At 58.5% G+C, this 25,700-nt stretch carries 16 protein-coding genes; 5 read left to right on the top strand and 11 right to left on the bottom strand.

Translation table 11 applies throughout. The annotated features are described in order from the left end of the window. Positions 1-55: 55 nt before the first annotated feature. Positions 56-5,185, top strand: coding sequence for a DUF1549 domain-containing protein (locus tag Poly24_RS22725; RefSeq protein ID WP_145101138.1), 5,130 nt, complete (start codon positions 56-58; stop codon positions 5,183-5,185). 71 nt (positions 5,186-5,256) lie between these two features. Continuing rightward, complete coding sequence (locus tag Poly24_RS22720; protein WP_145101136.1) at positions 5,257-6,105, top strand: hypothetical protein; 849 nt, start codon at positions 5,257-5,259, stop codon at positions 6,103-6,105. Positions 6,106-6,132: 27 nt separating this feature from the next. On the opposite strand, the gene Poly24_RS22715 is transcribed toward Poly24_RS22720, so the two are convergent. The 4 genes from Poly24_RS22715 to Poly24_RS22700 form a co-directional block, all read right to left on the bottom strand. Beyond that, entirely contained in the window at positions 6,133-6,870 is a 738-nt protein-coding gene (locus Poly24_RS22715; RefSeq protein WP_197452107.1) for a DUF1028 domain-containing protein, read from the bottom strand. A 177-nt stretch (positions 6,871-7,047) separates the two neighbouring features. Then, positions 7,048-8,127 (bottom strand): WD40 repeat domain-containing protein, encoded by a 1,080-nt coding sequence (locus Poly24_RS22710; protein WP_145101133.1) that lies wholly within the window; start codon positions 8,125-8,127, stop codon positions 7,048-7,050. 74 nt (positions 8,128-8,201) lie between these two features. Then, on the bottom strand, positions 8,202-9,521 hold the full coding sequence (locus Poly24_RS22705) for a DUF1501 domain-containing protein (RefSeq protein WP_145101130.1): 1,320 nt from the start codon (positions 9,519-9,521) through the stop codon (positions 8,202-8,204). Between the two features lie 11 nt (positions 9,522-9,532). After that, positions 9,533-11,152 carry a DUF1549 domain-containing protein gene (locus tag Poly24_RS22700; protein ID WP_145101127.1) on the bottom strand — a complete coding sequence of 540 codons (1,620 nt, stop codon included), beginning with the start codon at positions 11,150-11,152 and terminating at the stop codon, positions 9,533-9,535. A gap of 389 nt (positions 11,153-11,541) precedes the next feature. On the opposite strand from Poly24_RS22700, the gene Poly24_RS22695 reads away from it, so the two are divergent. Next, positions 11,542-12,837, top strand: coding sequence for an outer membrane protein assembly factor BamB family protein (locus Poly24_RS22695; RefSeq protein WP_231753299.1), 1,296 nt, complete (start codon positions 11,542-11,544; stop codon positions 12,835-12,837). A 313-nt stretch (positions 12,838-13,150) separates the two neighbouring features. On the opposite strand, the gene Poly24_RS27530 is transcribed toward Poly24_RS22695, so the two are convergent. Continuing rightward, positions 13,151-15,091, bottom strand: coding sequence for a polysaccharide deacetylase family protein (locus Poly24_RS27530; protein WP_231753298.1), 1,941 nt, complete (start codon positions 15,089-15,091; stop codon positions 13,151-13,153). Positions 15,092-16,012: 921 nt separating this feature from the next. Here Poly24_RS27530 and Poly24_RS22685 point away from each other — a divergent pair. Both Poly24_RS22685 and Poly24_RS22680 read left to right on the top strand, forming a co-directional pair. Beyond that, positions 16,013-17,437: a carbon-nitrogen hydrolase family protein gene (locus Poly24_RS22685; RefSeq protein WP_145101121.1), complete on the top strand. Its 1,425-nt coding sequence runs from the start codon at positions 16,013-16,015 to the stop codon at positions 17,435-17,437. A gap of 375 nt (positions 17,438-17,812) precedes the next feature. Next, the gene (locus Poly24_RS22680; protein ID WP_231753297.1) at positions 17,813-19,000 is read left to right on the top strand and encodes an alpha/beta hydrolase family protein; all 1,188 of its coding nucleotides are present in this window, start codon (positions 17,813-17,815) and stop codon (positions 18,998-19,000) included. Between the two features lie 12 nt (positions 19,001-19,012). Here the strand turns inward: Poly24_RS22680 and Poly24_RS22675 are convergent, their stop codons facing one another. From Poly24_RS22675 to Poly24_RS22650, 6 genes are all read right to left on the bottom strand, one after another. Further along, entirely contained in the window at positions 19,013-20,014 is a 1,002-nt protein-coding gene (locus Poly24_RS22675; protein WP_197452106.1) for a YhdH/YhfP family quinone oxidoreductase, read from the bottom strand. A gap of 132 nt (positions 20,015-20,146) precedes the next feature. Further along, complete coding sequence (locus Poly24_RS22670; RefSeq protein WP_145101115.1) at positions 20,147-21,541, bottom strand: Gfo/Idh/MocA family protein; 1,395 nt, start codon at positions 21,539-21,541, stop codon at positions 20,147-20,149. 47 nt (positions 21,542-21,588) lie between these two features. Next, positions 21,589-22,644: a formylglycine-generating enzyme family protein gene (locus Poly24_RS22665; RefSeq protein ID WP_145101113.1), complete on the bottom strand. Its 1,056-nt coding sequence runs from the start codon at positions 22,642-22,644 to the stop codon at positions 21,589-21,591. A gap of 95 nt (positions 22,645-22,739) precedes the next feature. Next, positions 22,740-23,699 (bottom strand): sugar phosphate isomerase/epimerase family protein, encoded by a 960-nt coding sequence (locus Poly24_RS22660; protein ID WP_145101110.1) that lies wholly within the window; start codon positions 23,697-23,699, stop codon positions 22,740-22,742. 183 nt (positions 23,700-23,882) lie between these two features. After that, on the bottom strand, positions 23,883-24,734 hold the full coding sequence (locus Poly24_RS22655) for an alpha/beta hydrolase family protein (RefSeq protein ID WP_145101107.1): 852 nt from the start codon (positions 24,732-24,734) through the stop codon (positions 23,883-23,885). Between the two features lie 36 nt (positions 24,735-24,770). Then, entirely contained in the window at positions 24,771-25,640 is an 870-nt protein-coding gene (locus Poly24_RS22650) for a carbon-nitrogen hydrolase (protein WP_231753296.1), read from the bottom strand. Positions 25,641-25,700: the final 60 nt, after the last annotated feature.

Here is a 25,700-nt window from a genome sequence, read left to right as displayed (position 1 = left end):
GTCTTTTCAAAGGCCCGGTTGATTGTGTTGCTGAATTTCTTGGAGGAGATGCCTGATGCTCGTCGCCCCCCCGCTGCGCCGGATGATTCGACGCATGGTCCTGTCGTTGGCAACGTTTGGTTTGTTGAGTCCCCTGCTGGCGGAACAACCGCCGCAAACATCGATCACTCAAGCCAGCTACGTTCGCGATATCGAACCGATCTTGCGAACGCAGTGCCAAGGCTGCCATCAACCGGCCAAACCGCAAGGCGAATACGAGATGACAGCTTTCGATGCGCTGCTCGCTGGCGGCGAATCGGGTTCCGCGGCGATCGTTCCCGGCAAACCGGAAGAGAGCTACCTGATTGAACTGATCACGCCGGTCGACGGTGTCGCCGAAATGCCTCGTGGTGGCAAGCCGTTGCACGAGGTCGAAATCGAAAAGATCCGGAACTGGATCGCCGCAGGCGCGGTCAACGATTCCCCTCCCGCTTCCGGCCCCATCTACTCTGCCGACAATCCGCCAGTCTACAGCAAACCGCCTGTCGTCCCTTCGATCGACTTCTCTCCCGATGGCAGCCTGCTGGCGATCGCCGGTTTTCATGAAGTCTTGTTATTGGAAACCGCCGACTTCACCCAAGTCGGCCGGCTGGTCGGACTCAGCGAACGGATCGAATCGGTCCGCTTCTCTCCCGATGGAACGCGATTGGCTGTCGCGGGTGGATTGCCCGCGCGGCTGGGAGAGATCCAGGTTTGGGACGTTGAAAAACAATCGCTTCTGTTATCGCGACCCGCCACGTTCGACACGGTCTATGGCGTCAGTTGGTCTCCCGATGGCAAGCTGATCGCGTTTGGAGGTGCCGATACAATCGTCCGCGCGATCGATGCTCAGACGGGCGAACAGCGATTGTTCCAAGGCGCGCACGACGACTGGGTGCGCGCGACAGCGTTCAGCAATGATGGCAAGCATCTGGTCTCGGTCGGTCGCGACATGACCTGTAAGTTGATCGAAGTCGAAACGGAGCGGTTTGTCGACAACATCACATCGATCACGCCGGGGGCGCTCAGCGGTGGAGTCAACAGCGTGGTGATGCATCCATCGCGCGATGAGATCTTCGTCGGCGGAGCGGATGGAATTGCCAAGGTCTACCGAATCTTTCGGCAGACCGCACGGAAGATCGGCGATGACGCCAACCTGCTGAAAAAATTGCCTGCCATGAAGGGGCGAATCTTCAGTGTCGACATCAGCGCTGACGGAACACTGTTGGCTGCCGCGGCGACTCTGGATGGCCACAGCGAGGTGCGGATCTTTAAGTACGTTCCCGAAGCCAAGTTCCCCGCCGACATCAAAGCGATCCAGGCCAAACGCATCACGCAACGTTCCGCTGACGAAAAGAAGAAGCTCGAGGATTTTGTTTCCTCGTCGATCGACCAAGTCGCGCAGGTCGAGATCCCCGAAACGGCGGTCTACGCGATCGACTTCTCCAAGCAGGGGCTGTTGGCCGTCGCGGGAGCCGACGGGCTGATCCGGTTGCTGAATCCCGAAGATGGCTCGATCGCCAAGAGCTTCGCCGCGGTCCCCGTTTCCGAAGCGGAATCTCCCGCAGCGATCGCATCCAAGTCGTCCAATGCTTGGTCCGAATCTCGCAGCAAGAAACTGCCTGCCAGCAAAAAGGAAAAACTTCCCGCCGATGCCACGCTGACAGGCTTGTCGACGTCGCCCGAGAAGGTCGAACTGACCGGCCCCTTCTGCTACGTGCAACTGATGGTGCAAGCCGAACTTGCCAACGGAGAGAGTATCGATGTCACGCGGATTGCCGATCTGACGTTGTCCGATCCCGTGGCGACGGTTTCCCCAGGCGGCCTGCTGCGTGGCAGCACAGCGGGCGAAGCCGAATTGATCGTGCGGTTGCAGGATCAAGAGCTGAAAATTCCAGTGATGGTTGCCGATTTGGACTCCACCGCGCCGATCGATTTCATTCGCGATGTCGGCCCCGTGATGTCGCGACTGGGCTGCAATCAGGGAACGTGTCACGGAGCCCAAGACGGCAAGAACGGCTTTAAGCTGTCATTGCGTGGTTACGACCCGCTGTTCGATATCCGTGCGTTGACCGACGACCTGGCCGCGCGGCGAGTTAACATCGCTTCGCCCGAGAGCAGTTTGATGCTGTTGAAGACGCTTGGTCTGGCGCCGCACGAAGGAGGCGTCTTGGTCAACGAAGGGGAACCGTATCACGAGATCATGCGGCGCTGGATCGCCGAAGGGGCGCGGTTGAATCTCGAATCGCCGCGCGTCGCGAAGATCGACATCCTGCCGCAAAACCCCGTCGTGCAACAGATTGGTTCGCGACAACAGATTCGCGTCGTGGCAACCTACACCGACGGTGCGACTCGCGATGTCACGCAAGAAGCATTTATCGAAAGCAGCAATACGGAAGTTGCCACCCGCGACATCACCGGCTTGATGACATCGGTTCGTCGCGGCGAAGCGGCGATCCTGGCTCGCTTCGAAGGAGCGTATGCCGCGACGACGTTGACCGTGATGGGCAACCGCGACGCCTTCGTTTGGGAACAGCCTGAAACCTGGGGCCGCATCGATGAACTTGTCGCTGAGAAATGGCAGCGAATGAAGATCGAGCCCTCCGGTCTTTGCAGCGACGAAGAATTTGTCCGCCGCATCCATCTCGATCTGACCGGGCTGCCACCGACCGCCGATCAGGTGTTGGCCTTCATCGGGGCGGAGTTGCCATCGCGCGAGAAGCGTCAACAACTTGTCGATCGATTGATCGGCAACGATGACTTTGTCGAGTATTGGTCGAACAAATGGGCCGATCTGTTGCAGGTCAATCGGAAGTTCCTGGGAGCCGAGGGAGCGAAGTTGTTCCGCGATTGGATCCAGCAACGCGTTCGCGACAACATGCCATACGATCAATTTGTCCGCGAGATCGTCGCCTCCAGCGGTTCGAATAAAGAAAATCCTGCTGCATCGTATTACAAGATTCTGCGGACTCCCGAAGACACGATGGAGAATACGACGCACCTCTTCTTGGGAGTTCGGTTCAACTGCAACAAGTGTCACGACCATCCGTTTGAACGCTGGACGCAGGACCAGTACTACCAAACGAGTGCCTACTTCGCACGCTTCGCGCTCAAAGCCGATCCGACGGCGGGAGACAAGAAAATCGGCGGCACCGCGGTCGAAGGGGCCAAGCCGTTATACGAGGTGGTCTATGAGAAGGAGGATGGCGAGATCAAGCACGAGCGAACCGGAGCGATCGCGCCACCGGTCTTCCCGTATGCCTGTGAGCATCCGATGCCCGAACAGGCGAACCGCCGCGAACAATTGGCCGCCTGGATCACCGCTCCCGACAACCAATACTTCGCCCGCAGTTATGTGAATCGGATCTGGGGCTATCTGACCGGCGTCGGAATCATCGAACCGATCGACGACATCCGAGCTGGCAATCCGCCGAGCAATCCCGAACTGCTCGACTTCTTGACCGAGGAGTTTGTTGTCAGCGGTTTTGATACTCGGCATCTGATGCGGTTGATCGCCAACAGTCGGACCTATCAATTGAGCGTGGAAACGAACAACTGGAACGAAGACGATTCGTTGAACTACTCTCACGCAACGGCGAAACGTTTGCCTGCGGAAGTGTTGTACGACGCGGTTCATCGCGTGACGGGCGCTGAATCGCATATTCCGGGCGTTCCGGCAGGCACCCGCGCCGCGGCAATTCCCGACTCGGGGATCAAGTTGACCGACGGCTTCTTGGCAAACTTTGGCCGTCCGTCGCGGGAAAGTTCTTGCGAGTGCGAACGTTCCAGCGACCTGCAGCTAGGGCCGGTGATGGCTTTGGTTAGCGGGCCGACCGTCGGCGCCGCGATCTCCGACCCTAAAAACGCGTTGGCGGAGATCGCCAAACAAAACGAAACGCCCCAAGCTTTGGTCGACGCGATCTTCCTCCGCGTTCTCAACCGCCACGCCAAGCCTGGCGAAGTTGAAGCGTTTGAAACGATCCTGGGCGAGATCGGTGCCGACCACGAAGCGTTAACCAACGCGTTGGCCGACCGCGAAGCCTGGTGGCAAGAACAGCGTGCCGAGTTGGAGCAAAAGCGGATGGAGCAACTCGCCTCGGTCGAAAAAGAACGCACCGACCGGATCGCTGCGATGAAAGAAGAACGTGATCAATTGGAGGCGGAGAGAAACGAACGGATCGCCGCCGCGACAGCGACACAAAAAGCATACGCCGACAAATTGGAAGAGCACGCGACGGCCTGGGCTCAACAACACGCGGATGCCACGCCGGAATGGTTCCTGCTGGAACCCAACGGCCTGTCGGCCTCCAACGGAGCGACGTTGGCTCGCCAAGAAGATCGTTCGATCGTTGCCAGCGGCAAAGCGGAAAAAGGCAAGTACGTGATCACGGTGAAGACCAATTTGCAGGGGATCACCGGATTCCGGCTCGAAGCGTTGCCGCAGGCGGGCGTCGCCGGTGGCGGGCCTGGCCTGCCCGCGAACGGCAACTTTGTCGTCACTGAATTCACTGTCCAAGCGGCTGCCGCGGACAAACCGAAAGAGATGGCGAAGCTGAAGTTGAAGGATGCCAAAGCCGACTTCACGCAATCCGGCTTCGATCCCGCTCAAGCGATCGACGGTAACCCGGGAGATCAAAAAGGCTGGGCGATTTCGCCCGCTGGTGGCACCGTTCACTGGGCGACTTTCGCAACCGAAGCTCCCGTCGGACATCCACAAGGGACGATCCTCACGTTCACGTTGGATCAAGTTCACAATGCGGCGGATCATCGCTTGGCCAGGTTCCGTTTGAGTGCGACGACCGATACCGACGTGCAACTGGGCTTGCCCGAACCGCTGTTGGCGATCCAGTCGGTCGCGTCGGAGCAGCGCTCCGACGAACAAAAGAAACGGTTGCGCGACTACTTTGCCAAGGTCGACGCGAAACTGGGTGAACTGAACAAGGCGATCGCGGCGGCCAAGGCTCCTGTTCCCGCCGATCCGGTCGTCGTGTCATTGGACAAACGGATCGCTGCTTTGAAACAGCCGACGCCGGACGATCCCAAGATGCTGCAGCTGCGGCTCGATCTGCAACAGAGTCAAGAACAGTTGGCGAACGAGCGTTTGACGGCGACCGAAGATCTGACCTGGGCGCTGATCAACAGTCCGGCGTTTTTGTTTAATCGGTAAGCGGCGACCGACGTTATAATGTCGGCTTCGCATCGTCACCAACGCCGTTCAACGCTCGAGGGCTTCCGGCCATGTTCCACATCTCACGTTTGCTGATCATCGCCTTGTTCACTCAGATCGCGGTTGCCGCGACCTGGGGGCAAAACCAATTGATTAGTGTCGAAGGGCAATTCGTCGGCGTGCGCGGCCAATTGGTGCAGGTCAAAGGAAGCGACGCTCAAATGTACTTGGTCCTGCTGCCGAAGGAGCCGAACAAGATCCAGTACAGCGGGACGGCGGCAGCCGGTTGGCTCCGGCCAGGCGTCTTCGTTCGATTCAGCGGGATGTTTGATGACCGAGGCATTGGGCAGGAACCGATCTTGGCAATGGAAGCCTTCACTCCCGATCCGCGACGTCCACCGCGACCCGATCAACTAGCCGACGTCACGCCGGGAATCTATCCAACCGAAGCCGGTGGCGGAGGTGCTGCGTTGTTCGGCGGCGAAGCGGGCGTGCAACCCAAGCAGGTTGGCCCCCGTGAATATCGAATCATCGGCCGCGTCGCTGGTCTCGGCCGAAAAGGCGAACTCGGCGTGATGACCGGTCCGCGGCAGATCGTTCAGGTGCAATTGACCGAAGAGACGCGGATCAAGCTGGAAATGGAGGGCGCTCAATTTGCGATGCCCGGCGATCGCGTCGTCGTCGAAGGCTATGCCAATCCGCCGACGCTAACCAACGTGACGGCCAACTCGGTGCAGATCGAAGCCGCCGAACTGCTGGGCCAAGTCGCAGCCAAACCGGTTCGCAAAACGGCCAAACAGCGACGCGAAGAAGCGGCCGCGAAAAAGGCCGAAGCGGACAAGCCGGCCGCTGAAATGGAAGCTGGCGAAAACGAAGCGGCTCCCGCGGAAGCGCCCGCCGAAGCGGACGACGCAGAATAACGTTCCCTGTTCGGCCGCGCGAGCGACTTACTGCGGCGTTGGAAACAGCTGCTTGTGCAACTGATACACTCGCCGCAGCTCCGTGATCGGATCGGCGTGGTCGTCGACGCGGATGTCGCGGTAGCGATCGTTCAGACCGGCGTATCCCCAACCTTCGCGAGCGATGTATAACGCCGCCGATTGCATTCCCCGCTTCTCGCCGCCAGCTGCTTGGCCGGCTTGGAGTGCGTCGATCAATCGCGTCGCCAATTCGCCTTGCGATTGTTCAAAGCCCGCTGCGATCGCATCGACCACTTCTTCGGAAACCAAGATGTTTCCTTGGACTGCATAGTGTCGGCCCGTTTTGCCGCCGGCCCACGCCATGCAACCTTCGCCAGTAAACGTGGCGGCGTTGCCAGTGGCATCGACGATTCCAATCTGGCGTCGCCCGCGACCGGAATCGCCGTTCGTCAAGATCTCGATCGCCTCGGCAGCCGTCTTCCCCTCGGCCAACAGCGACAAACCGTCGGGGCCGTACTGAGTGTTCGAAAACGATTGCGTCGCGATCGCGCCAACGCCCGCTCTAACCCACGGCACGATCGCGCCGACCGCAGGAATTTTCGACTGCACCGCCACCCCCAACTCCTGCGTCTGTGGGTCGAAGGCGACGATCGAATAAGTCGCCACCGGCGGCACGTTTTCCAACGGCGACTGGGCCGCGACGCTTGTAACCGTCGGCGAGCAGAGAGCGATCAGACAGCAACACAGCAGGAGACAGTTTCTCACAGACAGACCTCACTCAATGACCGATATTCCAACAGCGGCTACCAGCCTACCTCAACAAAGAGAAGCCCGCAGCCCGATGCCAAAACTTCGATCGCGGGCAGAATAGCTTTCTACTGATTCACTGGATGGACTGCAGAAATCTTCCAACGGCAATGGGAGACGCCGCTTCAGCTTCCATTACGTGGCTTCGCTTTCGATCGCAAAGACTTCGACGCGTCCAAAATCAGGAAAGCCATCGCCTTTGGGTTTGGAGGGCTGCCCCTGCGTCCCTACGATCACCAAGTGCTTGCCATCGGGAGTGAAAGTCGCTTCGGTGGCGCGGAACCCTAGTTTCAGAATCGCCATGCGATCGCCGGTCTGCATGTCGAACAGGGCGACGTTCCAATCGCCGCCACGCAAGCGGCCTCCCATCGCAAACATGTCGCCCGATGGATGAACCGCCAAGGTTTCCATCAGTCCTTCGCCGGCGTCTCCCTCGTGCGTTTGATCGATCATCTTCGGCTCGGCCGCCTGCCAGTCCCACTTCTGCCACAATTGTTTGCCATTGCCCGCCATCGGATCCCGCATCGGCCCCATTCCCGCCAGCAGCAGATGCTTGCCGTCGCGGCTGAATTGCATCGCAAAGATCCCGCCCAGATAACAATGACTCTTGATGATGCCCCAGCTGGTGAAATCGGATGTCGTCCACTGGGAGACCAATTCGCCATCCGCGATGCGATAGATTCGGACCTCGCCCATCAAATTTCCGGCAGCGACGAATTGATTGTCGGGACTGATCGCAACCGATTGGACCGATGGCACATGAGGCAGGCTGTGGATGATCTGCTTCGATGCGACATCGACCACGCGAATCGAAGGCTCCGATTCTTCCTGCGGTTCGTATTTGTAGCCGCCAGCAAGATACTGACCGGTGACCGAGGCGAGGTGCTTACCATCGGGCGAGGCGGTCATGTCCCAGGACCAGAAGTCGTGCAGCTTGACCGAATCGGTGACCTTCTGTTCCGCAAGATCGAACCAGCGTGCGGTCCCATCGTATCCGGCGGAGACGATCGTATCGCCACCGATCGAAACGACGCTGCTGACGTAATTGTCGTGAGAGTAGAGCAGTTTGGGTTCGCGGGATTTATCGATCGAGGTCAGGTAGACACCATCCATGCACCCCGCCACAAGTCCCACGCCGTCGGGCAATAACGCCATCGACAAGATGCCCATCGGCAGTTTGTGGCGATGCTTTTCTTTGAGTGTGATTGATTTCATGATTGATTCCGTGAGCTAATTCAAGGTCGCCGCGCAATATTGTAAATCGCAAATCGCCTTGCCGATGGTGTATGCTAAACCAACAGTTGTTGAATCGGGGCGACCCCGTCTTCGACACGTAAAAATGTCGGCAGGTCGGGAAGGTCGTACTCCTCGTGCGGATCGATACCCAAGGCTGCGAAGATCGTGGCAAACAGTTGCCGGTTGTCGACTGCATCTTCGGCCACCTCATGTCCCAGCGGATCGGTTGCACCATGCACGACCCCGCCACGAATTCCGCCCCCTGCCATCGCCATGCTCCACGCTTTGGGATAGTGATCGCGCCCGCGGGCTTCGTTCAACCAAGGCGACCGACCAAACTCTCCCATCGCGATCACCAGCGTATCTTCCAACATTCCTCGATCCTCCAGATCGGTCACCAATTGGTACAGGACGTTATCCAGTTCGGGGACCAGCATCTGATGCATCTCGTGCTGGAAGACATGGTTGTCCCAAGGCATTCCGTTGGCGACCATCACAAACGTCGATCCGTTTTCGATCAAGTGCCGCGCCTGCAACGCGTGCTGTGCAAACGCCCCGGCGCCGTAACGCTGGCGATCCGTTTCCGGCAAAGAATTTAGATCGAACAACGGCGCACAACTCATCAACCCTTTGACCCGATCGAAGGCCGCGTTCAGCGAACCCGCGGCTTGGCTGCGGCGATCGTTTTCGTATTTCTTGCTGAAGAAACTTCGCAGCGCCTCGCGATCCTGGTGGTCGATGTCGGAGATCGTGTCAAGCTTGTTCAAATTGGGAATCGAATATTCGCCGCCAGCTCGCACCGGACCATATTGTGCTCCCAACCAACCGGCCCAGTTCCCCGCCTTGAAGCCTTTGAATTCGTTCCCCTCCGGACATGGGTCCAACAGAATGAACTGCGGAACTGGACTGTCCAGATGCCCCAACTGCTCCGCCACCACCGAACCTAGGATCGGACGAATAAACGGCTGCCGCGGCTTGTCGCCTCGTGTCAGCACATCGATCCCTTGAAAGTGTTCGCCCGGTTCGGTGCTCATGCTGCGGATCACCGCCAACTTGTCCATGATCCCCGCGCACTTCGGCATCAACGAACTGATCTGCACTCCGGGCAGATTAGTCGGGATCGCGCCGAAGGGACCACTGAACGGAGTCCCTGGTTTGGGATCCCAGGTCTCGAACTGGCTGGGGGCACCGCACAGCCACAGAAGAATACACTTCTTGCCCTGGCGTTTCGTTTCATCGGCAAGCGCGGGGACCGAGAACAGGCCGTTGAAGCTGGCGACCGACGCTGCGCTGGCCGCCATCGTCCCCTGCAGGAACAAACGACGATGCAACAAGTGCTCGGGACTGCCGCAGGTTTTGTGTGTATGTTTCATCGGAAGCTGCCTCAATGATTGAATTGAAATTCGGCGCTATTGATCATCGACCACAACACCTGTTGTAGAGCGGCGGGAAGGTCATCGTTCCTCGCATTCAGATAGTCGACGACGGCCTCGGTTTCGTCGACGTCGGGAGCCCGCAGGAAAACACTCTGAAACAAACGCTCGGCCCGTTGGCGGTGCGATTCAATGCCGTTCAGTTCCGCCAGCAACCCCGCCTTGTCGCGACTGCTTCGCAGATAGTGATCCAGTCCGGGACCATTGGTCAGAAACAACGTGTCGTCGACGCCAACAACGGTTTCGTCCGGCAGGACGTCGGAGATCTGTTGGCGGAACTGTTTGATCAACTCCGCGTCGTTGGTGAACTTTCCCTCGGCGATCAACTGGATCGAACGGGCGAGCTGTTCTCCGGTGAGTCGCCGCTCGAGGTACCAAGCGAAACTTGCCGGATCGTCGACTCCCACCGGTTGCCGCGAATCGAGTTGATAGGCATCGCTGAGCGCAAGGCTGCGGACCAGGCTGCGAATGTCGTAGTTGCTTTCGGCAAATTCGGCCGCCAACCAGTCGAGCAATTCGGGATGACTGGGAGGATGGACGCTGTCCATCTCGTCAAACGGATGGACGATGCCACGCCCCAACATGATCGCCCACAATCGATTGACCATCGACCTCGCCAACAGTGGGTGATCGCGCAACACGTCTTCGACAAATCGCTGGCGCCGCGAAAACTTGGGGATCCGATTGGCGGGTTCCGCGCTTGTCGCAACGTACAAATCGTCGCTGTCTTCCTGCTTGGCGTCTCCCGCCGGGCGTGGCTCGTCGACCGTCGAAGCTCCGAGAAAGGTCAACAGGTTGGGAGTGCTGTCCCCTTCGAGGTTGGCGAAGTCGGAGAAACCACCGATGGCCGATTCGGCAACGCGCAGCCCCTCCTTGGTCTTGGCATTTTTGCTGCGATTAAAAAATGCGACCAATCCCCAGTAGTGCGCCTGCTCGATTTCGTTGACGACCATGTGATCGTGACACTGGGCGCATTCGATCCGAATTCCGAAGAAGGCGGGAGCGACCGCTTCGGCAATCGCTTGATGCTGGTCGTTGCGTTCATACAGAAACCACACAGATCCCCGCTTCGCTTTGTCTTCGGGGCGGGCCAACAGCACTTCCGCAGCGACTTCGTCCCAGGGACGGTTGTTACGAAAGACATCTTCCAGATACTTCCGCCAGCCCGAGTTAGCCCGCTGTTTGTATTTGCCTTCGTTGGTTCGCCCCATCAACAGCGCATCGAACAGATCGGCGAAGTGCTGCGGATAATCTTCGCTCGCCAACAACCGATCGACCAACGCAGCCCGCTTGTCCGTCTGGGGGTCGTTCGCAAACGCATCGGCTTCTTCGATCGTGGGAACGCGACCAGCCAAGTCCAAATAGACGCGGCGGACGAACTGGCGATCATCACAACGCGCGGCAGGTTGCACGCCACGCTCCTCCCAAGCTTGGGAAACGAAGTCGTTGATTTTCGCGACGGGGAACAGGTCGCCCGAACCCTCGGAGGGTTCCGCGGCACGACTTGCGTGCATCATCAGCACGCTGGCCGTAAGAAACGTACCTATGAAATAGCGGCAAGGTAGGAACATGCGGGAAGCTATTGGTGGGGATGGGTATGGGAGACGACGGGCAGAACCTCATTCTAATCAAATCAGCCCGCTACGGTCCATTCCGGTGCCTTTGTGCCGTCGGTTTGCGTAGGTATCTTCCACTATCCGCGCGTCCGGTTCGGGGGCAAAGAGTTTCGACGGGCCTTCCGTCGACTGTCGCATGGCAGTTGGGGGATGGTTTGCCGCAGAGTCGCGGAGTCGCAGAGTTTGCTCCAATATGAAGGCAACATCGCAGAGGTTTACTCCATGCCCGGTCTGATGTTCTCGCGAGCGATGATCCTTTAGGCTGGTTGAACGTACTTGCGTCACACCTATCTACACGCCCCGAGGAGCTATCGATGCACCGGATGCCTTTTCACATGCGACTCATGTCGATTGCGTTGCTCGCGCTGGCGGGCTGTTCTTCCAAAAAGGTGCCAGTCGAAGAGATCTCCGGTCGCGTCGATCAAGACGATACCGCCGCCGCGCCGATCGTCGTATCGGAAGCGGATTGGAACAGCTGGCGCGGCCCCAGTGGCAATGGGATCGCCGCCGATCAAGAGGTGCCGATGCGGTGGAGCGAAACCGAAAACGTGATCTGGAAGGCAAAGGTTCCCGGCCGCGGCCATGCGTCCCCCACGGTCGTTGGCGATCAGGTCTTCTTGGCTTCCGCCGACGAACGGGCCGAGACTCAGTTTGTCGTCGCGTTGGATCGATCCAGCGGTCAGCAACGCTGGCAGACGCAAGTCAATCAGGGTGGTTTCACGCGAGAGGTTCATGCCAAGGGGACGCAAGCCAACAGCACGCTAGCGTGTGATGGCGAACACGTTTTTGCAGCCTTCTTGCACCACGATGCGATTCACGTGACCGCACTTTCCATCGACGGCGAAATCGCGTGGCAAACGACGGTCGGCGCCTTCAACTCAAAATTCGGATACGCACCGTCGCCATTGATCTACAAGGCCTCGGTGATCATCGCCGCCGATAATCGCGGCGGAGGCTACATCGCGGCGTTGGATCGATCGACGGGCGAACCGATCTGGCGGAAACGCCGCGGCGCCGTCTCGACCTACTCTTCGCCGATCGTTGGTCATGTCGATGGCAAGGATCAATTGCTGATCACCGGCGGCGATGCCGTGACCAGCTACGACCCGGCCACCGGCGAAGAAAACTGGTCGGTCCCCGGAACCAGCGAAGCGACTTGCGGCACGGTGGTCTGGGACGCAAATCATGTCTACGCCAGCGGCGGCTATCCCGATTCGCACACGCTGTGCATCCGCGTCGATGGAGATGCGACCGAAGTCTGGAGCAACCGAACCAAGCTTTACGAACCTTCGATGCTGGTCAGCGATGGCTTCTTGTATGCCGTCAGCGATCAAGGGATCGGGTTTCGCTGGGACGCTGAAACGGGAGCTCAGATGTGGAAGAAGCGACTGGGAGGCAATTTCAGCAGCGCCCTTGTGCTCGCTGGTGACAAATTATTTGCCACCGCCGACGACGGCACCTGTACCGTTTTTGCAGCCGACAGTTCGGACTATATCGAACTCGCCAAGAATCGACTGGGCACCGACGCCTACGCAACACCCACGATCTGCGGCGGTCGGATCTACTTCCGCGTCGGCCAAGGCGACGGCCCCCAGCGACAAGAAATGCTCTACTGCATCGGCGAGCCCCACGAAAATTGAACGTGTCCGCCGCGCTGGAGTCGAGGCTTCAGCCGCAACGGACAGGGACTCACACGGTTTCGGCTGAAGCCTCGACTCCAGCCGGTGTTGAATGGGAGGCAGTTTAAAGATCCCGCCTTTCTCCTTTCGGAGCCCGTCTGATGAAATTCAACTCGTTTTGGAATCTTGCCGCCAGCAGCGCCTTGCTCTTGTTCCCTTGCCACTGGGCTGCTGCACAACAATCAAACACGGACACTCCGAAGTTGAGCGCATCAAAGGTGTCGGGACGGAATGACACCTTTTTACGCGTCAACCGCTTCCGTCGAAGCCGATTCTACGGAAGTTCGTCAAACGTGTAGAACCTTAGTCCCAGTTCATTGGCTTTGCGGAAGATGCGGGTTAGTGCTTCGGGAGTTACAAAATGGCCTCTGCCCGATTCGCTGATCCGGTGTGCGTATAACACGATGATTTCTCGGTTCTCCGCAGCCCGCTGAAACGCTCCGTCAAGCTGTTCGTACGTGCGGTCCGGTCGCAGCGGAGCATAGTCGATTCCCTGGCCGTACAGGCAACCGTGTTCAGCGATCTTCGCCGCCGGCACAAAAAAGGCGTCGTCTTCACGGAGTGCTGTGCCAGCCGCAATGCCTTTGCCCGTCCGCAGGTGCCGAAACGCTTCCAGCAGCTTCTCGTTGGTTGCGGCGTTGTTGCGGCTCATGGGGTACGCAAACGACACCGGCGCAACGCCCGCCGCCTTGAACGCTTTCATCTGTGGATCGATTTCGCGTTGCATAAATGCTTCCGGCGATTTCGTCTCAAAGTACTCAACCGCTTTCAAGTGATTGACACTGTGAGATCCAATGGCATGTCCATGTTCGGTGAGTTGTTGGATGGCCCGCCGCGCGGGGCCGTCAATCTCTCCACTGATGAAAAACGTCGCTTTGACGCCAAATTCATCGAACAATGGTAACGCCTTCACCCAGTCGTTGAAATTGCGGTCGTCGAAGGTCATCACAATACCGCCTTCGGTTAACGGCGTGGGTGTGCGGACCTGAGGCGTCGTGTCGAGCACGGTTTTGAGTCTCGGGGTATCCAAGGTGCGGGTGAGCCGAAAAACGCCGGCCGGGCCGTTGGGGTGGCCGGCATAGACGAACACGTGTTGCACGCCGCGTTTGACATCGATCACAGCTCCGGCCGGATGAAAGCCGTCAGCGGTTGAATAAAACGTTCCCTCTCTGGCCAGCAGGCGACATTCGCGTCGCCAATTCCCGCTGCCCCAATCGCCTGGCGCCATGCTCCATAGCCATAGTTCCATCCGATGCCGTTCGGATCGAACCATTTCGAATCGCTTCGTGACCGGATTGAAACTGAAGTCGACAGTATCTACCAATCGTGGATCTTTCAGATTGGTATCCAGGATCGTGGGAGGACTGTTCAGTGCCCAGTCCATCTGCTTGTGGGATCGGACCTTTGTTTGGTCGCGAGTAACCGACAGGAAGCGGTTTTCGTGCATCAGGACCGACGGTTCGTACTGGGGAAACCCAACGTCGTGTTCTTCAACCGACCAGTTGGCTCCTCCATCCGCGGACGTCAGCGTCACCAATTTGTTGCTGAGCTTGTGGTAGGTATCTGCTTCTCCGAACCAGTTGCCAAATGCCATCAGCCCACGCTCGGGATGATCCAGAATCCGGGGCCCAAGGTTCACGATCTGATGTGGGAAATTGTCGTCGCGTAACGCTTTTGGAAAGTGTTTCCACGTGCGGCCCCGATCGTCGGACCGGAACACACCATGGTTATTGATCGCCACGACCGCTCCGTCGCGGGTTGTACCGATTGCATGCAGATGAACCTTGTACCCGAGCGTTGACTTGTTGCTCTTGTCAAATTTGGCTCGGTGCGACAACGGCACAACTCCACCCCGCAAACGATCTTCCGAAGTCATGCAATCGCGGAGGTCATACGGAGGCGACCATGACTTTCCACCATCATCACTTCGCAGCACAATGCCATAAGACATTTTCGGATCCGGGCTGCCCGCCCCCTTGGCCTTGTGACCCGGAATTCGGCGATGCATGACCACAATGGTATCGCCGGTCATCGTTGCAATTGGCCAGCCCAGGTGATTGCAGTCACCCGCAGAATCTGTCGGCAGATGCACCGGCGCAATCTCGATCGCCCCCATCTCCTGAGCATGCTGCAATTGGACAGTGGCTTCCGCCGTGAGCGCAAGAAGTTCTTTCGGCGCCAGCGGGCCAACGTCGTCTGCATGGACGGACGACATTAGAACGGTCAGTACTAGAACGCAGGAAAAAACTCGGTGCACAACGCTGTCCTTCGGATTAAGCCGGATGTGGTTCATAAGTGAAATTGGCTGATAGAGCAGGGCGGCACCAAGACCACGCCGCTCTCGGACGATGCACAGCCTGCCATCCTAACGATGAATCGACAGTCCGGAAAATGAGTCTCCGCTCACCGCAAGGTCGGTGGAGGTTGGGAATCATACAGTACGCTTGGTAGCCGCTGTAACCATTTAGGTCTAACTTCTTTGATCGCATTGCCTTCATAAATCGTTTTAGGTTTATGCCCTCATGGACGTCCGCGCAAGCTGCCATCGGAGCGTGACTCCCTCGAAAAAAAGTCCCCCACCTTTTGCCCCAGGCCGAGACGGTCGACGATTGAACTCGCGGTATGGCCATCGAACAGCATCTGAACTGCAGCTTTCTTGAATTGATCGGGGAACGGACGTCGTGCTTTGTTGGTGCCCTGGAGTGGCTTCTTGCTCATTCCGACAATCTCCTTGAACGGCAATTCTAAGTCCTCAGCATGTCCGGGATCAGGGTCACTACCTAAACGCAATACCGTTCAACGAAGGAGCCTCGGACCGTCGCAAGAATTAGCGGCGTGATGTAGTGGACGAGGTTACGAGTCCCAGCGATTTGGTCTGATGCGTGCAAAAGGACTCGTAGCCTCGTCCACTACGCTTCGTTGAACGGTATTGTACCTAAACGAGTCCAGCTCTAGTGCTTTGCGATGCGCGAGCCGCAATGCGTCTACTTGCTTTAGTCGCATCGCGCGATGGGCTATGATTGAGCGCATCTCCGAAAGCCTTTGGAAAAAACGCGGCCAGTGCTGCTAGCTCACGGTTTTCAGTTTAATCCAAAGAGTCCCCCGGACGCCCTCTCGTTTTCGTGCAAGGTCCGTTATGCGAATAAACATTGTGTCGATCCTCGCTGTGTTGATTTCAGCTTGGTTTGCCCAAGCTGATCCCGGTTCAGCCGAACAGTCCGGTTCGGCCGAACAATCGATTGCAGAGACCTGGACGCCCGTTTCCCCACGCGCCGAGATCCGGCCGTTGTTTGCTTCCACCGACGATGGTGGGCGGAGCGGAAAGGGTGAGTTAACGATTACCGCGGATGATCGTCGCGGTTTGGTGGGGCACTGGGAAACGAAAATCAAGATCCAAGGTGGCCAGCACTACCAGTTCTCGGTATGGCGTCAAACCCGGGGAATCGACGTGGTTCGGCGCAGTGGAGTCGCCAGCGTGACGTGGTTGGACAAAGACGGTCGCCGCGCGATGCGAGACCGCGTTAGCATGGTTTCCTACCAACCTGGTTTGAAGCCGCGATCGGAACCTGAATATCCCGCCGAGGGCGAAACCGTTGACGACTGGACTCAGCTTGCGGGTACCTATCGAGCTCCTTCCTCCGCTACCGAGGCGGTCATTGGACTTCATTTTCGCTGGGGGCCAGCGCACTCACGTATCGCTTGGAGCGACGTTTGTTTCGAACCAACCGCCGCAGCGGAGCCGAGGGTCGTTCGCTTGGCGACCATTCACTACCGTCCCGCCGCAGGGAAGACTGCAAAAGAAAAACGAGAGCAATTCGAACCGCTGATTGCCGAAGCGGCCAAGCAGCATGCGGATCTGGTGGTCTTGCCCGAAACATTAACGGGATATCACTCCGGTTCAAGCTCTGCGGAGGTCGCCGAATCGATGCCGGGGCCGACTTCGAACTACTTTGCTGAACTGGCAAAAAAGTATGACCTGTACATCGCTGCGGGACTACACGAGCGAGAGGGGCATTTGGTTTACAACGTCGCAGTGCTGCTTGGGCCCGAAGGCGAGATGGTGGGAAAATACCGCAAAGTTTCTTTGACGCGAAGTGAAATTGCATCTGGAGTTATGCCCGGAGACGAGTACCCCGTTTTTGAAACCCGATTTGGCAAAGTCGGCATGATGGTTTGTTATGACGGATTCTTTCCCGAAGTGGCTCGCGAATTGAGCAACCGAGGGGCGGAGGTGATCGCGTGGCCGGTGTGGGGATGCAATCCGTTGCTCGGTGCCGCCCGCGCCTGTGAAAACCATACCTATGTAATCAGCAGCACGTACACAGACGTAACGTCCAATTGGATGATCTCAGCCATCTACGATCGCGATGGGCAACCGCTTGCTCAAGCGTCTCAGTGGGGCAGCGTCGCGGTAGCCGAAGTCGATTTGAACCAACCGCTGTATTGGTCCAGCCTAGGGGACTTCAAGGCCGAGATTGCTCGACATCGCCCCTGGTTGCCCCACGAGCGAGAGCAAGAAAAGCGAGCGGAGGTAGCGGCCTCCCCAACCGAAACCGAATGAAGCCGGGCTCCACATTCTCAACGCGACGCGTTCGCACCCTCACTCGAAATAGGCGTCCAACACATCGCACCGCTGTGCATCGTGGATGCCAAGCTGCATGGGGTGCGGTTGATAACGAAGCCGGTCTGCAACGGAACGTCGTCTTGGTCGATGACGAGGTCGGCCCGTTCGGTGCGCCGCGGCTGTTCGAACCATTGGACAGCCGGGGGCATCTTGAACCAAAACGACGGGAAGCGCCGCAGCGGTGGTGTTGAGCGCGGGCGGTTGGCGCGAGGAAGGGGACGCGTTTTGTCGGCTGAAGTTTTGACTCCGGCGGGCGTGTACAATGAGGGGCACTTCAAAACTTCCCGCCTCTCTCCTTTCGGAGCCCACCTGATGAATGCCTCTCGACTTTTCATGCGCCTGGCCGGCTGCGCTTTGCTCTCGCTCCCTTGTCACTGGACCGCAGCTCAAGCCCAGTCCGGATCGGCAGCTCGATCCCCAGCAACAGCGACCGCGACGGCTCAATCGCCGGCATCCGCAGCCCCGCCTGCGACGGAAGCGCCAACTCGCTTGCCACAGACCGAGATCTTGGCCTACCGCGCGGCCGATGGAACGATTCAAACCGCTCAGTCGCCCGCCGATTGGGAAGCTCGCCGACTCGAGGTGCTGGCCGGGATGGAAGCGATCATGGGGGCGATGCCCGGCGAAGAGAAGCGGGTGCCGTTGGACGTCCGCATCGATTCGGAAGAGGATTGCGGTAACTATGTTCGCCGTTTGATCACGTATCAATCCGAACCGGGCAGTCGTGTGCCGGCTTACCTTTCGATCCCCAAGACGCTGCTGGCCGACGACGCCAAGCCGGCCGCTGCGGTCCTGTGTTTGCATCCGACTGACAATTCGGTTGGCCACAAAGTTGTGGTGGGCCTTGGTGGCAGAGCGAATCGCCAATACGCCGCCGAATTGGCCGAGCGCGGCTTCGTCACGTTGGCTCCCAGCTATCCGTTGCTGGCCAATTATCAACCCGATCTCGAAGCGTTGGGTTGGACCAGCGGGACGCTGAAGGCGATTTGGGACAACATGCGTGGGATCGATCTGCTGCAGTCGTTGCCCTATGTTCGCAAGGAATCGATTGGTGCGATCGGCCATTCGCTGGGAGGTCACAACGCGGTCTATACCGCTGTTTTTGATCCTCGCATCCGGGCGATCGTCTCCAGCTGTGGACTCGATTCTTTTCTCGACTACTACGGCAGTGTGCCGTCCGTCTGGCAGTTGGGAAGCGGATGGACTTCGACGCGTTACATGCCGCGGCTGGCCGAATACCGTGGCCGACTGGAAGAGATCCCGTTCGATTTTCATGAGCTGATCGCCGCCTTGGCTCCACGCCCGATGCTGATCGTCGCTCCGCTGCACGACAGTAATTTCCAGCACGACAGCGTCGACCGAGTCGCCGACACGGCAAAGAAGGTTTATCAACTGCACGACGCCGCGGATCGCTTGCAGGTCGAACATCCCGATTGCGACCACGACTTCCCCGAAGCGATGCGACTGAAAGCGTACAAGCTGTTCACCGAGACGCTTTGAGCGTCGCCGATGTTACATCGGGACGATCGAACGCCCCGAGTGTTTTCCAGCCAGCATGCTGTCGACAGCGGCTGGCAGGTCGTCGAGCGAAATCTCGTTGGCGAGATCTTCCAGTTCGGTCGGCTTCCAATCGCTGGCCAACCGGTTCCAGATTTCCAATCGCTGAGGCATCGGACACATCGCCGAATCGATTCCCGCCAACGTGATCCCTCGCAACAGGAAGGGATAAACGGTGGTCTGCAGTTCGTGTCCGCCAGCCAATCCGCAGGCGGCGATGCAGCCACGGTAGGCGGTTGTTCGCAACAACGTGTCGAGGGTCGTTCCGCCGACGGTATCGACGGCGCCGGCATAGCGAGCACTCAACAGCGGACGTTTGGATTCGTCGATGAAGTCGTTGCGATCGATCACTTCCGCAGCGCCCCATCGTTTCAGTCGAGAGTGCTGGTCGGGTTTGCCGGAGACCGCGACAACGTCGTAGCCCAACCGCCACAAGATCTGGATTGCGATACTGGCAACGCCTCCGCTGGCTCCGGTCACGACAACCTTTCCCGAATCGGGTTCCACACCGTGGTGCTGCAGCGCTTGCACGCATTGGGCTGCGGTAAAGCCGGCGGTCCCCAAGATGATCGCTTCGCGCGGCGTGAGGCCTTGCGGCAGCGGGACGATCCACGATGCAGGTACACGAATCTGTTGTGACCAGCCGCCGTGGTGGCTTGTCCCCAATTCATGCCCTGTGACGATCACGGTTTGACCGGTGGAAAATTGCGGATCGTCGCTGTCGATCACTTCGCCAATGACATCGATCCCGGGAACGTGCGGGAAATGGCGGACGATGCCAGGATGGCCCGTCGCCGCCAACGCGTCTTTGTAGTTGAGCGATGTCCAACGGACGGCGACGCGAACGCTCGGCGATTCCACGCTTGGCAAGTCGGCGACCGAGCGGTCGATGATCGATTGCTGGACGTCTCCCGCAGCGTCTTTTTCAACCCAGAAGCAACGGTAGGTGTCGGCCACGGGAATTCCTCCGAGAGTCGAGACGGTTTGAGAGGTGGTACCAAAATAAAAGGCGAGCCAGCAGAGTGGCTCGCCTTGTTGGATTTTAGCATTTTAGATTGAGCCAGCGGAGTGGCTCCACCTAGTGACACGCTAGCTCAAGTATTCTTGTTTCTTGACGATTCCTGGCAGCGGGATGGGGTAGCGGCCATCGTCGCCCGCTTGCAATGGCGCCGGCGAATCGAGCGTTAGCTTGTCGATGCCCGGGGCGAATTCATGCTTGTGAGCCATCATCTGGTCAAGCGTGATCTCCTGACCGGTGTGCGCCGCCATGCGTCCCATCGAAGTCACGATGCTCGCCATCGCTCCACGATCGACTTCGTTGTATTCGCTGTCTTCGCGAATCGCGGCGATCAGATCGTCCCATTCCAATTGATAAGGATTCGGTTCGGGCTGACCAAATTCCCAAGCCAAGTTCGCTTTGTCGGCGACCTGGCCACGATAGATCCGCGACTTGGCCGGCGTGTGCGAGGCTGTCGAGATCACCGCCATGCCTTTGGAACCATGGGCGTAACTGGCGAACTCGCTGCGGCAGCCGGGCATCGTCCGTCCACCGATATACATCTTCGTTCCGTCGGCGAAGGTGTATTCCATCGCGTAGCTGTCGAAGTTCTGATCGACATCGTCGCCGCGATAGTGGCGGCCGCCCGAAGCGTGAACCTTGACGGGCCAATCGTTCTTCATCCAACAGGTTTCATCGATGTTGTGGATCAGGAAATCGCTGACCGCACCGCCAGAGAGCCACAGGAAGCCGTGGAAGTTGGCGATCTGATACATCAGTTCGCTGGTCCCTTCAGGCTTCGGTCCACACGCCGCGGTACCCGTGGGGCCCGCCATGCGGTACGCCCGCAACATGTTGATCTCACCGATTTCGCCACCCTGAATCCGTTCGAACAGTTCCTGCCGCGCCTTGCAGTGACGGCACATCAATCCGACGGCGACCTTCAGATTCTTTTCCTTCGCCTTCTTGTTCAGCTCCATGATCCGCACCGTCGTCGGGCCATCGACGGTGACCGGTTTTTCCATGAAGACGTTCAGCCCCTTTTCGATGGCATAGCTGAAGTGAACCCAACGGAATGCTGGCGGCGTTGCCAGGATCACGACGTCGCCCGGACGCAGCACATCCATCGCTTTTTTGTAAGCATCGAAGTCGACGAACTGCCGTTCTTCCGGCACGTCGACTTTGCCTTCTTGATCCTTGAACGCGTTGGAGATGTTCTTCTGGCTGCGTTCCAGATTCTTGGGGAAGACATCGGCCATCGCCACCAATTTGATCGGCCCGTTGTCGACCGACAACGCGTTGACGGCAGCTCCCGTTCCCCGGCCGCCACAACCTACGAGGGCCACTTGAATCGTGTTGTCTTCAGCCGCGTGGACCTGCGGCGCTGCGGTAGCGGCAAACGTGGCCGCTGCAGCAACGGTTCCAGTTGCCTTGATGAAATCGCGGCGGGTATCTTGGCTCTCGGGCGTCTTGGACTGGTTCGACATCGTGGGACTCATTTAGGGTTGGGGGGGAGAGGCCGGAATGAAAACGGTTATTCGCCTTCGGGGGGATCAAGCTGTTCGGGTTGCGTGTTCTCCCAAAACTCAGCCCGCTCCTTTTCGGAGGGAACGGTCAAAGGGCGAACGATGCGGAAGCCGACGCTCAACGCATCGGTATGATACCAGATACTTTGGGGCAATTGGGGATCCTGCTCCTTCCACTCCTCGCTACTGGCAATTCTCGCCCCGCTACGGAGAAGTTCGGGATCGTTGTCCCAGCCGCCGCCACGGACGACGCGTGGGAACAAGACCTTGGGAATCGCCAGCGGATTGAGCTTGGCGGATGTCTTGTAAAAGTCGGGCAGGTATTGATCCAAGACCCATTCGGAGACATTGCCGTGCATGTCGTAGAGTCCCCACGGATTCGGCTTCTTCTGGCCCACCGGTTCGTATTGGTCGTTGGTGTTTTCGCCATACCAAGCGTAGTCGTCGAGCATTTCAGGGTCGTCGCCAAACGAGTAGGCGGTCTTGGTTCCCGCGCGGCAAGCGTATTCCCATTCCGCTTCGGTCGGCAAACGGTAATAGCGTCCGGTCTTTGCCGACAGCCATTGGCAATAGGTCCGCGCTGCGTGCTGTGTCATGCAGATCGCCGGATGGCGCCCGCTGCCCATCCCAAAGGTCATGTCGGTGTAGGGTTCGGTCGGACGCGTGAAGCCGTCGACGACCGCGTCGCGCGGCGTTTCCTTCGACTTCAAAAGGCGGCGACGGATCGTATCGAGTTCGTCACCCCAGATCTCGTACTGCTCCCACGTGATCTCATACTTGCCCATCCAAAAGGGAGAGACTTCCACTTGATGCAGCGGACCTTCCGAGTCCTCGCGGCCCTCTTCGGTGTCGGGAGTTCCCATCGTGAAGACGCCGCCAGGAATCGGCAGCATTTCGATCGTCGCATCGGTGTGTTCGATCACCTCTTCGTACGGCTTCATCTCCGCCGCCGAAGTCGCTTGGCTTTCGGGAAGGTCTAGCGGAGGAACCGGATCGGCAGCGGTGGCTCCTGCAGCGAGGAACGAACAGCAGATCAAAGAACCGAGCAGGCGTTGCATTTTCATAACAGGAAGGAGTACGGGATTGGGAGATTGAGTTTGTCGCGGTTGGTCGCCTTTCGCGGAGCGACAGCGAACATCAGACAGGAGCGAATGGTTTGTTAAGCCAACGCTTTGCGAACTGCAGCTTTCATCTTGCGAAGACCGGTCGTGGCGACTTCCGACGCGGGTTGTTTCCAGTAGTCGCGATTGAACAGCTCCAGCGAGAAATAGCCTCGGAAGCCGTTGCGATGCAGCAGCGAGATGATATCGTCCAACGGAGCAATCCCGTCGCCGGGATAGACGCGGTCGGCATCGCCGATCGTTTCCCAAGGTGGATTGGCCGGGTAGTCGTTCATGTGGAACGCGGGCATCCGCGAGGCTTCGATCATCGCCAGGCCAGCGAAGTCGGAGCCACCTTTGTAAATATGGTAGACGTCGGGCAGGACGCAGGCATCGGGATGGCCGGCTTCGGTGGCGACGTACGCCAGTTCGCCCAGGCGGCTGAGCGTCTTGGAGAAGCCCCACAATTCCAACTCGGGCGTCACGCCGACTTCCGCGCCAACATTCAACAGATCCGCGTAACGCTTGGCAATCACAGGCAGCGCCGGACCGGCCTCTTTGGTTGCACCGACCGGCGGTGCAGCGATCCGTTTTCCGCCGATCGACTTCAGCAGTTCCATATCGGACCGTGCTTGTTCCAATCCCTTTCGGCGTTGGTCGTCGTCGTCGACGATCCACTGAGCAAAACCGATCGCACTCTCGACAGTGATCCCGGAGTCTTCGATTCGCTTCCGCAGATCGGGCAGACTGCCGCCAGCTTCTTTATAGGCAACCAGATCGCGAACCCAAGGTTCGATCGCGTCGTAACCGCTCGATGCCGCCAGGTCGACTTGTTCGGTGATCGTCAGTTCTTGGCCGCGAACGGTGCTAGTGTTCAAGCAGAACCGGATCCCGCCAAATTCATCCGATGTCGCGGTGTCGGCAGCTTTGGCAGGGGCTGTCGGCAAGCCCGAACCAACCAATGTGGTGGCTGCCGCAATCGAGAGAATGCTGCGGCGATTCATGGAAGCGTCTGTCATCTAGAAGGCTCGAGTCTCGGGAGGTAGAGAGGCGGGATCTGGGAGTTTGGATTATAAACCGGTCTCCCGCAAAGTGCGTCGATGTTGCACAATTTTCCCGAAACCTAACCCAGCAGGCGGATCGCTGTCCATTGCCGCAACAACGGATCCGTTGGTCGATTCGCCGCGATGGAGCCGATTCGCCTACTTCGCCTCGACCGCCGCGTGCTGCTGGATGAACGCGACGACCTGATCGACCGCGGGGTGCGGGAAGTGGTGACCGTTCGATTTTTCCGTTCCCATTGGGACCGAGATGACTTCCATATCATGCCCCGCCGCTTGCAGACGTTCACGCAAAAGATAGGTGTTCTCCTTGGGCGGAACGACGCGATCGTTCTCCGAGACGATGTGCAGCAGTGGGATTTTGGCGGCTGCAATTTTCTTTGCATGATCGATTGGATTGCCTTTGAATGCGGCAGCCTGTTTCTCGTCGAATCCATATTGCGCCAGGCAACTCTGCCAAGTCGCGGCCGAACCGACGCCCTCCCCCATCCCGCCGGGCCAACTTTTGAAATCGCAGACCGGCGTGTCGCAGTAGATACAAGCGACGCGATCGAGATTGACGACGGCCCAGTTGTAGGCGAACAACCCGCCACGGCTGACCGCTTCGAGAGCGACTCGCTTCGCCAAGCCGCGTTTCTCGGTCATTTGACGATAGAACTGATTCCCGATCTCGATCGCCTTGGGGCTGCCAAACATTCCCGCCACGTCGACGTAGCCGATGTGGAATCCGTTGGCCACCAATTGGATGTCGGCTTCCGCGTGATAGCCGGGGAACCGTGCCCGCCAAACCCAAGGGTTGCCCGGGGCAGCCTGCTTGGGAACGACGACATAAGCATCGCGCTCGGCGACTTGGAAATGGAGTTGGTCGTATCCATTCCACTGCGTCTTGCGTTCCGCAGGTGGAGCGGTCGTCGATTGAGCGAATCCGGCAGGCGCGGCAAGTATCGCCAGCGAAAAGAAAGCAACCGCAGCGGCAAGAGATGTTCGATTCATGGTGTTGTTCATCAAGTGGGGTGAGCTGGAGAGGGATCAGTCGATCACGCGGCGCATCAGCCCTTGGTAGGCGTCGATTCGACGATCGCGCAGGAACGGCCAATGGGTGCGGACGACATCGATCATATTCAAATCACAGTCGGCCGTGATAATTTCTGGTTCTTCGTGGCTTCCCTGCGTGATGACTTTGCCATTGGGGTTGGCGATAAACGAACCGCCCCAGAACTGCAGACGGCCCTCGACGCCGACGCGGTTGGGAGCTCCTAGCCACAAACCGTTGGCGATCGCGTGGGATCGCATCATCGTTTGCCACGATTCGTATTGCGTCGTGCCGTACTCTTCTTTTTCCTCGTCGATCCATCCGATCGCGGTCGGGTAAAGCAGGATCTCCGCACCGGCAAGGGCCATCAACCGCGCGGCCTCGGGGAACCATTGGTCCCAACAAACGGCGACGCCCAGCTTCGCAAAGCGGGTCTCGATCACCTTGAATCCCAGATCGCCGGGGGTGAAATAGAACTTCTCGTAATACAAAGGATCGTCGGGGATGTGCATCTTGCGATAAACTCCCGCTGTCGAACCGTCGGCATCGAGAACGACGGCGGTGTTGTGGTAGACGCCGGCGGTTCGTTTTTCGAACAACGAGACGACGATCACGACGCCCAGCTCGGCGGCCAACTCGCTCATCCGTTCAGTCGTCGGCCCGGGAATCGTTTCCGCCCAATCGAATTGGCAATGGTCTTCGGTCTGGCAGGGGTAAGGACCGTTGAACAGTTCCTGCAGGCAAATCACTTGTCCGCCATCGGCCGCGGCTTGGCGGATCTGCGAGACGGCCCGCTCGACATTCTCGGCTTTGGAGTCGGTGCAGGACATTTGCACCAACGAAAGCTTCACTACTGAATTTGCCACGTAACATTTCCTTTTCAAATCCCGCCGCGAACACGCGGGGTTTCACTAGAACTTAACAGA

This window comes from Rosistilla carotiformis, assembly GCF_007753095.1.
Lineage (GTDB): Bacteria > Planctomycetota > Planctomycetia > Pirellulales > Pirellulaceae > Rosistilla > Rosistilla carotiformis.
The sequence above is the reverse complement of the archived record's forward strand: the minus strand, read 5'-3'. Positions and strand labels throughout refer to the sequence as shown.

Bases quoted from the DNA above. Each gene is read 5' to 3' on its own strand.
- Poly24_RS22725 (WP_145101138.1), top strand. From the start codon at position 56: ATGCTCGTCGCCCCCCCGCTGCGCCGGATGATTCGACGCATGGTCCTG.
- Poly24_RS22720 (WP_145101136.1), top strand. From the start codon at position 5,257: ATGTTCCACATCTCACGTTTGCTGATCATCGCCTTGTTCACTCAGATC.
- Poly24_RS22710 (WP_145101133.1), bottom strand. From the start codon at position 8,127: ATGAAATCAATCACACTCAAAGAAAAGCATCGCCACAAACTGCCGATG.
- Poly24_RS22705 (WP_145101130.1), bottom strand. From the start codon at position 9,521: ATGAAACATACACACAAAACCTGCGGCAGTCCCGAGCACTTGTTGCAT.
- Poly24_RS22700 (WP_145101127.1), bottom strand. From the start codon at position 11,152: ATGTTCCTACCTTGCCGCTATTTCATAGGTACGTTTCTTACGGCCAGC.
- Poly24_RS22695 (WP_231753299.1), top strand. From the start codon at position 11,542: ATGTCGATTGCGTTGCTCGCGCTGGCGGGCTGTTCTTCCAAAAAGGTG.
- Poly24_RS27530 (WP_231753298.1), bottom strand. From the start codon at position 15,091: ATGTCGTCCGTCCATGCAGACGACGTTGGCCCGCTGGCGCCGAAAGAA.
- Poly24_RS22685 (WP_145101121.1), top strand. From the start codon at position 16,013: ATGCGAATAAACATTGTGTCGATCCTCGCTGTGTTGATTTCAGCTTGG.
- Poly24_RS22680 (WP_231753297.1), top strand. From the start codon at position 17,813: ATGAATGCCTCTCGACTTTTCATGCGCCTGGCCGGCTGCGCTTTGCTC.
- Poly24_RS22670 (WP_145101115.1), bottom strand. From the start codon at position 21,541: ATGTCGAACCAGTCCAAGACGCCCGAGAGCCAAGATACCCGCCGCGAT.
- Poly24_RS22665 (WP_145101113.1), bottom strand. From the start codon at position 22,644: ATGAAAATGCAACGCCTGCTCGGTTCTTTGATCTGCTGTTCGTTCCTC.
- Poly24_RS22660 (WP_145101110.1), bottom strand. From the start codon at position 23,699: ATGACAGACGCTTCCATGAATCGCCGCAGCATTCTCTCGATTGCGGCA.
- Poly24_RS22655 (WP_145101107.1), bottom strand. From the start codon at position 24,734: ATGAATCGAACATCTCTTGCCGCTGCGGTTGCTTTCTTTTCGCTGGCG.